Below are 14,550 nucleotides of genomic sequence, written 5' to 3' on the forward strand. Positions count from 1 at the left end.
CGCTGCTGAGTGCCGTCTCAGCCGAACCAGGGTCAGCAATGTTCAAGACCATTGAAGCCGAAGTCCTGAAGAAACACCCCTCACCCGCCCTGCAACGTGAGTTCGCCCAGCATGATTTCGAGCGACTCAAGCCTTTCTGCCTGCTGATCTACACCGCGAGCATCTGCATCTGGCTGGTGTTCGACCTGATCGTCAGCTTTCCGGGCGGCCAGGGTTTTACCGGGCTTTCGATGCTCTTTCTCGCGCTGCTGACCATCAACACCATTACCTTGGGATTTACCCGCGACGCCCAGCACTTCCAGTGGATCAACCTGATATTCGTCGCGATCATCGCCCTCGGCACCCGCCTGCTGATCGAAGGCTTACCGATGGACCTGCACCCCAGCTGGTTGATCCTGGCCGCTTCGAGCATCCTCTATAGCGCATCGGTGCTACCGCTCAAGCATTGGTCGTTCGTCACGACGATGCTGATCACCTGGGCATTGCTCAACCCGTTTCACCTGGCCCAGCTCTCATTGCTGGAAGTGCGTGGCGCCCTGGTGACCTTCTATTCGGTGTTCCTGACCTTCCTGACGCTCTACAGCTTCCTGAAACTGCGCCAGGCCAAACTGCATAACTTCATCATGTCCAAACTGCTACTGGAACAGGCCTACCTCGACACCCTTACCGAAATCCCCAACCGTCGCGCCTTCATGACCAGCGCCGGGAAAAAGCTCAGCCAACAGCCCAAGGCGCACGATCACTACCTGGCGATGATCGACATCGACAACTTCAAGAAAGTGAATGACGTGTATGGCCACGACATCGGCGATGACGTCCTCAAGCGCGTGGCCCAGGACATCAAGACGGTCATGATCGACTTCGATTACGCCCGGCTGGGCGGCGAAGAGTTCGGGATCTACTTGGCGGGCGTGCGCCGCGAGGATGCGGCGCACTTGGCGAACCTGCTCTGTGCCCGAGTGCGTGAGGAAGCGACCCAGCACCCGGTGACCATCAGCATCGGCCTGGCCCGGGTGGAGGACGGCGAAACCCTGAACCAGGCACTGATCAAGGCGGACCAGGCGCTGTACGTATCAAAGCACTCGGGCAAGAACCGCTTTACGTTTCACGCACCATAGACACCTGGGTCACGCGCCGCTCCTCGACGGCCGCCACACTCAGGCGCCAGCCTTCATGCACCAGGCTGTCGCCCACCACGGGCAGGCGGTCCAGCAGGCTCATCACCAGGCCGGCCAAGGTCTGGTAATCGTCGGTCGCAACCGCGTTGAAACCCGTGCGCTGACGCACCTGATTGAGGTTCAGCGCACCGTTGGCGCGAAAACCTGCGCCCTCTTCGACGATATCCGGCCCCTCGATTTCGCTGGCGTCCGGCAGTTCACCGGCGATGGACTCGAGAATGTCGGTCATGCTCAACACACCCATGAAGTCACCGAATTCGTTGATCACGAACGCGATGTGGGTAGATTCCTGACGCATCTGCTCCAGGGCGTTGAGCACCGAAAAGCTGTCCAGCAGGTTGATCGCCCGGCGTGCCAGGTTCTCCAGGTTCGGCTCGTGACCGGCCAGGTATTCCTTGAGCAACTCCTTCTTGTGCACGAACCCTAGCGGCTCATCGACCGCGCCATTGCGGATCAACGGCAGTCGCGAGTAGGACGAATGCATCAGTTTCAGGCGAATACTCTCGGGATCGTCCGCCAGGTCGATGCAGTCGACCTTGGCCCGAGGTGTCATCAGCGTGCGGATCGGCCGTTCGGCCAGTTGCAGCACGCCACTGATCATCACGCGCTCGCGTCGATCAAACACCGGGCCTTGCGCCGCATCCGGCTCGCCCAGCAGATCGGCAACCTCATCGCTCACCTCTTCCACCGCCAGACTCCGACCACCCAGCAAGCGCATCACCGCATGAGCCGTGCGCTCACGCACCGGCAACACACCTTGCGCCGACTTCTTGCGGCGGGCCCGTGCGATCTGGTTGAACAATTCGATCAGGATCGAGAAGCCGATCGCCGCGTACAGGTAGCCTTTCGGGATATGGAAGCCCAGGCCTTCGGCGGTCAGGGCGAAACCGATCATCATCAAGAAGCCCAGGCACAACATGATCACCGTCGGGTGCGCATTGACGAAGCGAGTCAATGGCTTGCTCGCCACGATCATCACACCGATGGACACGATCACCGCGATCATCATCACCGCCAGTTCGTCCACCATGCCCACGGCGGTAATCACCGCGTCCAGGGAGAACACCGCATCGAGCACCACGATCTGCGCCACGATCGGCCAGAACATCGCGTAGGCGGCATTGCCTGTGCGCTGGGCCACGTGACCTTCGAGGCGTTCGTGCAATTCCATGGTGGCCTTGAACAACAGGAACACACCACCGAACAGCATGATCAGGTCACGGCCCGAGAAGCTCTTGTCGAACACCTCGAACAGCGGCTGGGTCAGGGTTACCAGCCAGGAAATACTCGCCAACAGGCCCAAACGCATCAGCAATGCCAGGGACAGGCCAATCAACCGCGCACGGTCACGCTGCTCCGGGGGCAGCTTGTCCGCCAGGATCGCGATAAACACCAGGTTGTCGATGCCCAGTACCAGTTCCAGCACAATCAAGGTCAACAGGCCGAGCCAGGCCGTTGGATCCGCTAACCATTCCATTTATTAAGTCTCTTCAGTCATCGATTTTCAGAATGCCGGACACGGCAAGGCGCGGTCAGTGGACCGGTACAAGGTTAGCAGTCGGAATACGGGGTGCTTCAGAGGGAACAGCGGCAGCGGTTGTCTTGGAGAAAGACGACTGGGAGGCTCCGAGAGGGTGTTCATGCAAATCCTGCGATGACAAAAGGACTTGAATCGTACAGCCGAAACAGAAAATTCCCACAACACAAAACTATTACAAGATCTGTAACTGTTGCCAGATCTGTACGATCATATGATCATCTATTGAAATTTATATCACACAAACAACAACAAAATGCATGCCACAAATCGCCACTCCATTCATGAAAACCCACAAAACACGCTATTTAAGCATTTTTAGCGAAAGCGTTTGACTGATCAGATTTTCATTTGATAAACATATGATCAGTGCAAGGCAATGAATGACCGACTGACTACAACAATAAATGGGGTGCTCATCATGAAACTTGGTACGACCTTCGCCGCCGCTGCGGCCCTCTCCCTCCTCGCCAGCAGCATCGCCCTGGCCGCCGACGGCAAGACCTACAAGGTCGGCGCGGCGGTCTACGGCCTCAAGGGCCAATTCATGCAAAACTGGGTGCGCGAGCTCAAGGAGCACCCTGCCGTCAAAGATGGCACCGTGCAGCTCACGGTGTTCGATGGCAACTACGACGCGCTGACCCAGAACAACCAGATCGAAAACATGGTGACCCAGCACTACGACGCCATCCTGTTCGTGCCCATCGACACCAAGGCCGGCGTGGGCACCGTCAAGCAAGCCATGAGCAACGACGTGGTGGTCATCGCCTCCAATACGAAAGTAGCCGATGCCTCCGTGCCTTATGTGGGCAATGACGACGTGGAAGGTGGCCGCCTGCAGGCCCAGGCCATGGTCGACAAGCTCAACGGCAAGGGCAATGTGGTGATCATCCAGGGGCCGATTGGCCAGTCGGCACAGATCGACCGCGAAAAAGGCGAGCTGGAAGTGCTGGGCAAGCACCCGGACATCAAGATCATCGAGAAAAAGACCGCCAACTGGGACCGCGCCCAAGCCCTGACACTCACCGAGGACTGGCTGAACGCCCACCCCAAAGGCATCAACGGCGTGATCGCACAAAACGACGACATGGCCCTCGGCGCCGTGCAAGCGCTCAAGTCCCACGGCCTGACTTCCAAGGATGTGCCAGTCACGTCCATCGACGGCATGCCGGACGCGATCCAGGCGGCGAAAAAAGATGAAGTCACCACCTTCCTGCAAGACGCCCAGGCCCAGTCCCAAGGCGCCCTGGATGTGGCCCTGCGCGCATTGGCCGGCAGCGACTACAAGCCGCAATCGGTGATCTGGGAGCGCTACGCCAAAGACGTGAAATGGGGTGACGGCACCGCGAAAAACTACATCCTGCCCTGGGTGCCGGTCACCAACGCCAACGCCGACGCGCTGTACAAACAAGTCAGCGGCGCCAAGTAAGTCGTGTCGAATTATCGCTCCCCGCGCGGGAGCGATAGGTTCATCTTTGTTGTGAGGCCAGCCATGTCCACCGTCACCGAACGCCCGCAAGAACAACTGTCCCCGATCATTCCGAAAACCATGCAGGCCGTGGTCTGCCATGGCCCGGAAGACTACCGGCTGGAAACCGTCGACGTGCCCACGCCCGGCCCTGAGGAAGTCCTCACCAAGGTCGAGCTGTGCGGCATCTGCATGGGCGACATCAAGACCTATCGCGGCGCGCCCTCGTTCTGGGGTGATGCCGAACAACCGCGCTATGTGAAACCGCCAATGATCCCCGGCCATGAGTTCGTCTGCCGCGTGGTCGCCCTCGGCCCTGGCGCGGAAAAACGCGGCGTGAAGATTGGCGACCGGGTCATTTCCGAGCAGATCGTGCCGTGCTGGGGCTGCCGCTTCTGCAACCACGGCCAGTACTGGATGTGCCAGAAACACGACCTGTATGGCTTCCAGAATAATGTGCAGGGGGCCATGGCCCAGTACATGATCTTCACCAAGGAAGGCATCATCCATAAAGTCCCCGACTCCATCGCCCCGGACGAAGCCATCCTGATCGAACCGCTGGCCTGCTCGCTGCACGCCGCCGAACGCGCCAATGTGGATTTCGATGATGTGGTGGTGGTCGCCGGCGCCGGCACACTGGGCCTGGGCATCATCGGCGCGGTGCGCATGCGCAACCCGAAAAAGCTCATCGTGCTGGACATGAAGCCCGAACGCACCGCCCTCGCCCTGCGCATGGGCGCCGACGAGGTGTGGAACCCCGCCGAAGTCGACGTGCTGGCCAAGATCCGTGAAATCACCGACGGCTACGGTTGCGATATCTACATCGAAGCCACCGGTCATCACAAGGCGGTCAACCAGGGCCTGGCGATGCTGCGCAAGCTGGGGCGCTTCGTCGAGTTCAGCGTGTTCAATGACGAGGCCACGGTGGATTGGTCGATCATTGGCGACCGCAAGGAGCTGGATGTACTCGGCTCGCACCTGGGGCCCTACATGTACCCGCGCGCCATCGACTTTATCGGCAACCGCAAGATCGACATGCGCGACGTGGTCACCCACAAGTTCGCCCTGGCGGATTTCAAGGAAGCCTTTGCCGTGATGGAGCGCGGCGACAAATCCCTCAAGGTTGTGCTTGAGCCCTGACCTGCTGGATGTACCGCACCACCGCCGGCGCTTTTTCGAAGCGCCGGTGAATCAACGACAGCCAGGACGACGCGTCACTGCCTTGGATCGTGCGATACACCACGCCCGGCAAGCTGGCATGCCCCACCACCGACGCCGGCACCACGGCCACGCCCTGCCCCAATGACACCAATGCGACCACCGCCACCAAACCTCCGGGTTGCGGCCCCAGGCGCGGCGCAAAATCGCCTTGGGCGGCCACGTGCAGCGTGCCGCTGATCTGTTCCGGCAGGATGAAGGTTTCGTTTTGCAAATGCTCACAGTGGATGGCTTTCAACCCCAGCAGCCACGAATCCTGCGGCAGCGCCAGCACAAAGCCTTCACTGTCGAGGCGTAGCGCTTCCACACTCTCCGGCAAGGTCATCGGTGAGCGGATATAGCCGATATCGCAGCGCCCGTCCGCAACCGCACCCGGCAACGTGGCCATGGCGCATTCGCGTACGTTCACGCTGACATCGGGAAACGCCTGGCAAAACCCGCGCATCTGCCGCTGCAGCACCCCGGAATACACCGCCGATGCCACATAGCCCAGCTCAATGTGGCCGATCTCACCACGCCCGGCGCGCTGGGCATTGCGCTGGGCGAACTCGAACTGACGCACCGTCGCCTCCGCCTCGATCAACAACGCAGCACCCGCCTCGGTGAGGCTGACTTCGCGTTGCTGACGGATAAACAGCCGTGTGCCCAGGCTGGTTTCCATGTCCTGAATCTGTCGACTCAACGTCGGCGGAGCAATCCCCAGTTGCTCGGCAGCGCGGGTGAAATTGCGCTGCCGGGCGACGGCCAGGAAGTAGCGAAAGTGGCGGATGTCCATTGCTGGATTAGCTCAAAGGTAATGAAGTGGTTCCGCCTGGCTAACAAGGACTTTGGGCAGCGCGGATATGCTGGAGCGACTAGAACAGTAGAGAGCCCTTGCGATGTCCGTCAACTGCATTTTCTTTGTTGCCTTTGAGGTAATTCAATCATGAGCCGGGTCAGCCCACGCCTTACCTTGCTGACCGCTTCCGGTGTTTGCTCACTGATTGTGCTCGACACCAATATCGTCGCCGTGACCCTGCCGAGCATTGCTCGCGACCTGGGGGCAAACTTTGCCGACATCGAGTGGGTGGTCAGCGCCTATATGCTGGCGTTTGCCGCCTTACTACTACCGGCGGGCAGTATCGCCGACCGCTTCGGGCGCAAGAAAACCCTGATCTGGGGCTTGAGCCTTTTCATCCTCGCGTCACTGGGTTGTGGTGCAGCGCCCACTGCGCTGTTGCTGGATATCGCTCGTGCCATCAAAGGCGTGGGCGCGGCGCTGTTGCTGACGTCAGCCCTGGCATCCATCGGCCACACCTTCCACGATGAAGCGGAACGGGCCAAAGCCTGGGCCTTCTGGGGCGCGTGCATGGGCGTGGCGATGACTGCCGCACCGACACTCGGCGGCCTTATTACCCAGTATTTGGGCTGGCGCTGGATCTTCTACCTCAACCTGCCAGTGGGCCTGGCGCTGATGAGCCTGGTGCTGCGCGCCATTCCGGAATCCCGCGATACCCAGTCCGCACGGCTCGATCCTTGGGGCAGCCTGGCGTTCAGCGCGAGCCTGTTGTGCCTGATCTGGGGGTTGATCGAGGCCAATCGGATTGGCTGGGATAACCGGCTGACTTATGCGCGGCTGATCGGCGGCGCGGCATTGCTGGGCGTGTTCGTACTGGTTGAACGCCTGCAGCAGCGGCCCATGGTCGACCTGCAATTGTTTCGCCACCCACGCTTTATCGGCGCTCTGCTGGGCATGTTTGCCTACGCCGGTTGCGCTCAGGTGATGATGACGTTGCTGCCGTTTTACCTGCAAAACGGCTTGGGTTTCTCCGCAATTGCCTCGGGCCTGGGCATGCTGCCGTTTGCCTTGACCATGCTGGCCTGCCCACGCATTGGCGCGCGCCTGGCCGAACGCTTTACGCCCGCGACGATGATGTCCACCGGATTGACCCTGGTGGGTTGCGGCAATTTGCTGAGTGCCTGGGCGGTCAATCTGGGCGGCTACCTGCCCTTTGCCCTGGCCATCGCCGTGACGGGCGCCGGTGCGGGCCTGCTCAATGGTGATACGCAGAAAAACATCATGGCCTGCGTGCCTCGGGACCGCGCAGGGATGGCTTCCGGCATGAGCACCACCATGCGTTTCAGCGCGATCATGTTGGCGATTGGCGTGTATGGGGCGTTGCTGAGCAGCCACAGCGAACAGCTGCTGAGTGCAAGCATCGACACGCAATGGCAGGCGCACGTGAACGGGATTGCTTCACGCGTGGTGGCCGGGGATATGCCGGCGGCGATGGGATTGCTACCGGAGTCGGCGCGAGAGGTGGTGCAACCGCTGGCACGGCAGGCATTTGTGGGTGGGTTCAGTGGTGTGCTGTGGGTCGCGGGCTTGCTGGGTTTGCTGGGGGCTCTAGTCGTAGGGACATTGATGAGAAACCCAATACCAGCGGTGCAACAGGCCTCCACGAAACCTGTACACCGCTGATCAGCCTTACCAGAACCGCTGCTGGGTCAACCGGCTCCACCAGGTCAACAGCACGCGGTCCACCGAGCCACTGGCGGCCAGGCCCACGCGCTCCTGCAAACTCTTGCGCTCGGCATAGTGCAGGTGGAACACCTCGGCGGTCTTGGCCTTGGTGGCCAGGTATTCGTCGCTGGTTTGCAGCTCATCGACCAGTTGCTTGTCGAGGGCTGCAACACCCAGCCACACTTCTCCAGTCGCAACATCGTCGATCGCCAGCTGCGGGCGGTAACGCGAGACAAAGTTCTTGAACAACTGGTGAGTGATGTCCAGGTCTTCCTGGAACTTCTCGCGACCCTTCTCGGTGTTTTCGCCAAACACGGTGAGGGTGCGTTTGTACTCACCGGCGGTCAGCACTTCAAAGTCGATGTCGTGTTTTTTCAGCAGGCGGTTCACGTTAGGCAGCTGTGCGACCACGCCGATGGAACCGAGGATGGCAAACGGTGCGCTGATGATCTTCTCGCCGATGCACGCCATCATGTAGCCGCCGCTGGCCGCGACCTTGTCAATGCACACGGTCAAGGGCACGCCCGCCTGGCGGATACGCGCCAGTTGCGACGAGGCCAGGCCGTAGCTGTGGACCATGCCGCCGCCACTTTCCAGGCGCAGCACCACTTCATCCTTCGGCGTGGCCAGGCTCAGCAAGGCGGTGATTTCATGGCGCAGGCTTTCAGTGGCCGAGGCCTTGATGTCACCATCAAAATCCAGCACGAACACCCGTGGCCTGGCCTCGGCTTTCTGCTTGCCTTTCTTCTTTTCAGCCTTGCCTTCGGACTTGCGCAGGGCCTTGAGCTGATCCTTGTCGAGCAAGGTCGATTCCAGGCGCTCACGCAGGCCTTTGTAGAAGTCATTGAGTTTGCTGACCTGCAATTGGCCGGCGGATTTGCGACGACCTTTGCTGCGCAGCGACGCAAAGCTGATCAGTACCACCAGAATAGCGACCACCAGGGTGACGGTCTTCGCCAGAAAGCTCGCGTATTCGGCCAAAAAATCCATGGTTCTCCTTACAAGTGCAGTGCGCCAGGCGCGGATTGACCAAGCATACCGACGGGGCTTGCCGGGAGCCAGTGCTCAAACCGCCACCAAGCGCCCTCTAACGAGCTTTTAAAACAAGCGTATGTTTTTTCATTGACAGCTCGCAGGCATCCTCATAACCTCGCCAGACTTTCAACGTACCGGGAAAACGGACGTGGGCAGCATCTATCTGATTCGACATGGCCAGGCCTCCTTCGGTGCAGACGACTATGACGTCCTGTCGCCCGTCGGCGTGGAACAGGCACAGGTACTCGGCCGCCACCTGGCGGAAATGGGCCTGGTGTTCGACCGCTGTGTGGCCGGCGACCTGCGCCGCCAGCAGCACACCGCCACCGCTGCGTTCGATCAGTACAGCGCCCTGGGCCTGCCGGTACCGGCACTGGAAACCGACAGCGCCTTCAACGAATTCGATGCCGACGCAATCATCCGCGCCCTGCTCCCCGACCTGCTCACCACCGAACCCGAAGCCCTGGAGATCCTGCGCAACGCCGCGCAGAACCGCAGCGAATTCCAGCGCATTTTCGCCCTGATCATCGAGCGCTGGCTGGCCGGCACCTACGACCCGCCAGGGCTGGAAAGCTGGCTGAGCTTTGTGGAACGTGTCCAGGGTGGCCTGCAACGCATTCTTGAAGCGGCGGACAACGCGCAGAAAATCGCCGTGTTCACCTCCGGCGGCACTATCACCGCCCTGCTCCACCTGATTACCCGGATGCCTGCCGCGCAAGCGTTCGAACTGAACTGGCAAATTGTTAACACCTCGCTCAACCAGCTGAAATTCCGCGGTCGCGAGGTGGCACTGGCTTCCTTCAACAGTCATGCCCACTTGCAACTGTTGAAGGCGCCGCAGCTCATCACGTTCCGATGAGCTGCGGCCAACCGTGACCCCAAGGTCACTGGACTCTACCCTAAAGGATCGAAACCATGACTGACGTAGCCAAAGCTGTAGAAGCAATGAAAGCCAAATTCAACCCAGCCGCCGCCGACGGCCTGGACCTGGTGTTCGGTTTCCGCATCGACGACACCCAGAACTTCTCGCTGGTGGTGAAAGACAACACCTGCGAACTGCTGGAAGGCGAAAACCCAGACGCCCAGGTCACCTTGGTGATGGACGCTGACACCATGAAAGGCATCGTCAGCGGCGAGACCGACGGCATGCAGGCCTTCATGGGCGGCAAGCTGCGCACCGAAGGCGACATGATGCTGGCGATGAAGCTGAGCGAACTGTTCCCGGCTTGATTCACGGGCAACCCTGAATCCGATCCCGCCTTTACAGGCGGGATTTTTAGTTGGGCTGTAGCAACAACACCACCAACGCACTCCACCCCGTCTGATGCGAAGCCCCCAACCCGCGTCCGGTCTCGCCATGAAAATACTCATGGAATAACACCAGGTCGCGACTCTCCGGGTCAGCCTCCAGCTGCGCATACCCGGCCATCGACGGCCGCAGGCCATTCTCATCGCGTAGAAACAACCGGGTCAGTCGCTGACTGAGGCTGTCAGCCACTTCCTCCAGGGATGACAGATAACCACTGCCCGTCGGGTACTCCACCGAGAAGTTATCGGCGTAATAGCGGTGAAATTCGCGCAACGATTCGATCAGCATGTAGTTCACCGGCATCCACAACGGCCCGCGCCAGTTGGAGTTGCCGCCGTACAGCCGCGAGTCGGATTCGCCCGGCTGGTAACTCGCACACAGGGTATTGCCGTTCATCTTCAGCGCCAGCGGTTGTTCGGCGAACGCCTTGGACAAGGAGCGCACACCAAACGCCGACAAGAACTCATTGTCATCCAACATGCGTCGCAACAGGTCCTTGGTGCGTTCACCGCGCAGCAGCGCCAGCAACAGGCGATTGCCCTGCCCTGGCTCGTTCCAGCGCGAGACCAGTTTGGCCAGGTCCGGCCGGTGCTTCATGAAGCCCAGCAAACGCTCGCGCAACCCTTCCAGGCCTTCATGCTCACGCTGCTCCAGCACCAGCACCGCAAACAGCGGCATCAGCCCGACGATGGAACGCAGGCGCACCGGCTCGTTCTGGCCATCGGGGCGGTGCAGCACATCGTAGAAGAACAGGTCCTGCTCATCCCACAGGCCTTCGGCGCCGTCGTCGACGCGGTTGATGGCGCCGGCGATATACAGGAAGTGCTCGAAGAACTTCACCGCGATGTCGACATACACTCCGTTGCGCTTGGCCAGCTCCAAGGCGATGCGCATCAAGTCCAGCGCATACGCCGCAACCCACGCCGTGCCGTCGGCCTGATCCAACTGGTAACCCGGTGGCAACGCGGCCGAGCGGTCGAACAAGGCGATATTGTCCAGCCCGAGGAAGCCGCCCTGGAACAGATTGCGCCCCTCGGCGTCCTTACGATTGACCCACCAGGAAAAATTCAGCAGCAGCTTGTGGAAAATCCGCTCCAGGAAATCCATATCGCCGACGCCGGTCAGCGCCTTGTCCTGCTGATAGACGCGCCAACTGGCCCAGGCATGCACCGGCGGGTTGGCGTCGTCGAAGCGCCATTCGTAGGCCGGCAACTGGCCGTTGGGGTGCATGAAGCGGTCTTTCACCAGCAACAACAGTTGCTGCTTGGCATAGCCCGGATCGATCAATGCCATGGCCACTGCCTGAAAGCCTTGGTCCCATGAGGCGTACCACGGGTATTCCCAGGTGTCGGGCATGGAAAGGATGTCGAAATTCGACAAGTGCCGCCAATGGGTATTACGGATATGCAGGCGTTCGGGCGGCGGCGCGGGTTGTGCCGGGTCGCCGTCGAGCCACTGGTTCACATCGAAATAGTAAAGCTGCTTGGACCACAGCAACCCGGCCAGGGCCTGACGCTGCACATTGCGCGCGTCCTCATCGGCGATACCGTGTTGCAAGGCGGCGTAGAAGTCATCGGCCTCTTGGCGGCGTTGCTCGAACAGCTTGCGGACGTTGACTGGCGGCGCGTCGGCCGGCGCAAAACGCAGGTAGAGGGTTTTGCTTTCCAGGCCTGCCAAGTCGAGGATGAAACGCGCGGCGACTTTAGTCCCGCTGTCGCGTCGAATCGCAGCGTGGTCACCGCCGACTACGTAATCATTGATTCCGTCCTTGAACGGCCCCGGCGCCGCCTGCCCATCCAGCCGGGAAATATTGGTTTCGTTCTCGCAGAATAACCACTCCATCCCGTCCTGGCCCCAGGCGCTGAGATGGCGATCCGCCAACTCATGATGACGCGCCAGCACCTGCTCGCCGTCCAGCGTCAATTGCGGCTTGGGTGCGTCGAAGGTCCAGCTCCAGTCATTGCGCGCCCACAGGTGGGGCAACACCTGCACACGGGTTGGCTGGTCAGAACGGTTGTGTACGGTGACACACATGAAGATATCGTCGGGCTGATGCTTGGCATATTCGACGCTGACATCGCAGTAGCGGTTGTCTTCGAACACGCCGGTATCGAGGATCTCGTACTCGGCATCCGCCAGGCCACGGCGGGCGTTTTCGCTGATCAGGTCGGCGTAGGGAAAGGCGGCATGGGGGTATTTGTAGAGCATGCGCATGTAGGCATGGCTCGGTACTCCGTCGACGAAAAAGTACAGTTCCTTGACGTCTTCACCGTGGTTGCCCTCGGCGTTGTTGAGGCCGAACAGACGCTCCTTGAGGATCGCGTCACGCTCGTTCCACAGGGCCAGGCCCAGACACCAGCGTTGCGCCTTGTCGCTGAAACCCGCCAAACCATCCTCGCCCCAGCGATAGGCGCGGCTGCGCGCGTGTTCATGGGGGAAGTAGGTCCAGGCATCGCCATCGGCGCTGTAGTCTTCGCGCACCGTGCCCCATTGGCGTTCACTCAGATAAGGGCCCCACTCGCGCCAACGCTCGGCATCCGGCTGCGCCAGGCGTTGGCCTTCGAGGGTTGCACGTATTCGGTTGTCGGGTGTGGCCGTCATCGGGTCCTCCATCGCCTACCAGATGAGAGGCAGTGTAGAGCCCAATGACGCCCGGGTGCACATGAAGACTTAGAAGATGGCGTAGGTGTAGTTGAAGATCAGGCGGGTCTGGTCCTGGTCGGCGGTGCCGGTGTTCTTGCCGTGATAGGTGCCGGTACGGAAAGTCGTACCGAAGCCTTTCAGAGGACCGGCCTGCACGACGTAGTCCAGGCGGAAGTCGGCTTCGTTTTCTTTCTGGTCAGGGCCACCGGCTACCTTCGACTTGATGTCCCGGCCATCCAGGTAAGCCACGGATGCCTTCAGACCCGGTACGTAGGCCTTGAAGTCATACGAGTACTGACCAAAATTGACCTGCTCGCCCGCGCGGGAGAACTGGCCCACCACAGCATCGGTGAACAGGTAGAAGTCGCTACCGCCGGCGCCTTGTGCATGCGGATCGGCCAGGCTGCCCTGGTTCACCCACACAAAGCCGCCGTCGTCGCTCACGCCAATGTGGCCGAGCATCAAGCTGCTGCCGCCCAACTGGTAGGTGAAGGCCGCACTGTAGGTTTTGTTGTCCACTTCGCCGGCGTGCTTGGCGTAGCCGCCGTTGTTGTTGAACTGGTAGCCGCTCTCACCGTTCTTGCCGTCGCTGCTGCTGTCGAAGTAGCGCAGGTCGGTCTTGAACGACTGGTCATTGCCCAGCGGCAAGACGTGGACCAGGCCGAAGTAGTTCTGTTTGTAGAAGTCTTGCAACTGCGCGTAGTAGTACTGCAACGTCAGGTTTTTCGCGATGACGTTGTCGGAAGAACCAAACGGTTTGTAGTCCACCCCACCGAACTTGAAGCTGTCACTGTCGCGCGTCCCACCGGCCACGCTCAAGCCTGTGGAGTTGCTGGAGGCTCGGCCTTCGGCACGGTTCAGCTCACCGCCGGTAAAGGTGACGTTGGGAATGTCGTTGGAGGTCAGGATGCCGCCGTCAAAGGTCTGCGGCGCTACGCGGCTGTCGTTGGACACCAAAATCGGCAGCACCGGCGCCAAGCCACCACCGACATGCAACTCGGTCTGGGAAACGCGGAACTTCACATTGCCCGCCGCACGACCAAAGGAATCGGCGGGTTCGGTGCCGTTGTTCTTGGTCGGGAAGAAGCTGTTGCCGTTACCCGACAGGCCCGCGCCCGCCGTGTGGCCATCACCGCCGTCCAGGCGCAGCGCGCCGAAGGCCATGACGTCAAACCCCAGGCCGACGGTGCCTTGGGTGAAGCCGGATTTGTAGTCAAAACGCAGCGCCGTTGCAGTTTCGCGCAGGTCGTTGTTGGTCCCCGAGCGGTTATCCGCGCTGTAGTACATAGTCCGCGAGCTGATGGCCGCGTGACTGTCTTCAAGGAAACCGCTGTGACCGTTGCCCGTGCCCAGCGAACCGAGCCCGAAATCATCAGCGAATGCCTGTTGTGCAAGAACGGCGGCGGTGATCGACAACGCCAGTGTAGAAATTTTCATTAACGACAGCCCCTAAACATTTTTTTATGTGTCTGGTGTGCATAACGGCGTTTTCATCCTTGCAAACGTGACGATTCTTTCATGCCGACCGGGGCGGACTCCGTGAAGAATTAGTTAGGAAAACCGCCCTTAAATGAAATTTCTCACGGGCTGTTTTTTGTCATATTCACGTCATCTCATTCATTTGCAGAATGAAGTCCTGAGGATTCTTCGTTTGCAAGC

General features: G+C 60.2%; 11 protein-coding genes. 6 read left to right on the forward strand and 5 right to left on the reverse strand.

What is annotated here, in order from left to right; all coding sequences use genetic code 11:
• The first annotated feature begins 38 nt into the window (after positions 1-38).
• On the forward strand, positions 39-1,118 hold the full coding sequence (locus AYR47_RS24385) for a GGDEF domain-containing protein (RefSeq protein WP_061448803.1): 1,080 nt from the start codon (positions 39-41) through the stop codon (positions 1,116-1,118).
• Here AYR47_RS24385 and AYR47_RS24390 read toward each other — a convergent pair.
• Complete coding sequence (locus tag AYR47_RS24390) at positions 1,099-2,655, reverse strand: TerC family protein (protein ID WP_033902334.1); 1,557 nt, start codon at positions 2,653-2,655, stop codon at positions 1,099-1,101. The two genes, AYR47_RS24385 and AYR47_RS24390, sit on opposite strands and share 20 nt — an antisense overlap.
• Before the next feature lie 481 nt (positions 2,656-3,136).
• Between AYR47_RS24390 and AYR47_RS24395 the strand changes: the two genes are divergently transcribed.
• Entirely contained in the window at positions 3,137-4,144 is a 1,008-nt protein-coding gene (locus AYR47_RS24395) for a substrate-binding domain-containing protein (RefSeq protein ID WP_033902333.1), read from the forward strand.
• Positions 4,145-4,207: 63 nt separating this feature from the next.
• The gene (locus AYR47_RS24400) at positions 4,208-5,323 is read left to right on the forward strand and encodes an MDR/zinc-dependent alcohol dehydrogenase-like family protein (protein WP_033902332.1); all 1,116 of its coding nucleotides are present in this window, start codon (positions 4,208-4,210) and stop codon (positions 5,321-5,323) included.
• Here the strand turns inward: AYR47_RS24400 and AYR47_RS24405 are convergent.
• Positions 5,301-6,176 carry a LysR family transcriptional regulator gene (locus AYR47_RS24405; RefSeq protein ID WP_033902331.1) on the reverse strand — a complete coding sequence of 292 codons (876 nt, stop codon included), beginning with the start codon at positions 6,174-6,176 and terminating at the stop codon, positions 5,301-5,303. The genes AYR47_RS24400 and AYR47_RS24405 overlap by 23 nt on opposite strands.
• Before the next feature lie 150 nt (positions 6,177-6,326).
• Between AYR47_RS24405 and AYR47_RS24410 the strand changes: the two genes are divergently transcribed.
• The gene (locus tag AYR47_RS24410) at positions 6,327-7,862 is read left to right on the forward strand and encodes an MFS transporter (protein ID WP_033902330.1); all 1,536 of its coding nucleotides are present in this window, start codon (positions 6,327-6,329) and stop codon (positions 7,860-7,862) included.
• 6 nt (positions 7,863-7,868) lie between these two features.
• Here the strand turns inward: AYR47_RS24410 and sohB are convergent, their stop codons facing one another.
• The gene (gene sohB, locus AYR47_RS24415) at positions 7,869-8,894 is read right to left on the reverse strand and encodes a protease SohB (RefSeq protein ID WP_033902329.1); all 1,026 of its coding nucleotides are present in this window, start codon (positions 8,892-8,894) and stop codon (positions 7,869-7,871) included.
• Positions 8,895-9,087: 193 nt separating this feature from the next.
• Here sohB and AYR47_RS24420 point away from each other — a divergent pair, with 193 nt between their 5' ends.
• Together AYR47_RS24420 and AYR47_RS24425 are read left to right on the forward strand one after the other, a co-directional pair.
• On the forward strand, positions 9,088-9,798 hold the full coding sequence (locus AYR47_RS24420) for a histidine phosphatase family protein (RefSeq protein ID WP_061448804.1): 711 nt from the start codon (positions 9,088-9,090) through the stop codon (positions 9,796-9,798).
• 56 nt (positions 9,799-9,854) lie between these two features.
• Positions 9,855-10,169, forward strand: coding sequence for an SCP2 sterol-binding domain-containing protein (locus AYR47_RS24425; RefSeq protein WP_033902327.1), 315 nt, complete (start codon positions 9,855-9,857; stop codon positions 10,167-10,169).
• 46 nt (positions 10,170-10,215) lie between these two features.
• Here AYR47_RS24425 and AYR47_RS24430 read toward each other — a convergent pair whose 3' ends face one another.
• Entirely contained in the window at positions 10,216-12,849 is a 2,634-nt protein-coding gene (locus AYR47_RS24430) for an MGH1-like glycoside hydrolase domain-containing protein (protein ID WP_061448805.1), read from the reverse strand.
• A 69-nt stretch (positions 12,850-12,918) separates the two neighbouring features.
• Positions 12,919-14,328, reverse strand: coding sequence for an OprD family outer membrane porin (locus tag AYR47_RS24435; protein WP_033902325.1), 1,410 nt, complete (start codon positions 14,326-14,328; stop codon positions 12,919-12,921).
• Between the last annotated feature and the right edge of the window lie 222 nt (positions 14,329-14,550).

Source organism: Pseudomonas azotoformans (genome assembly GCF_001579805.1).
GTDB lineage: Bacteria > Pseudomonadota > Gammaproteobacteria > Pseudomonadales > Pseudomonadaceae > Aquipseudomonas > Aquipseudomonas azotoformans_A.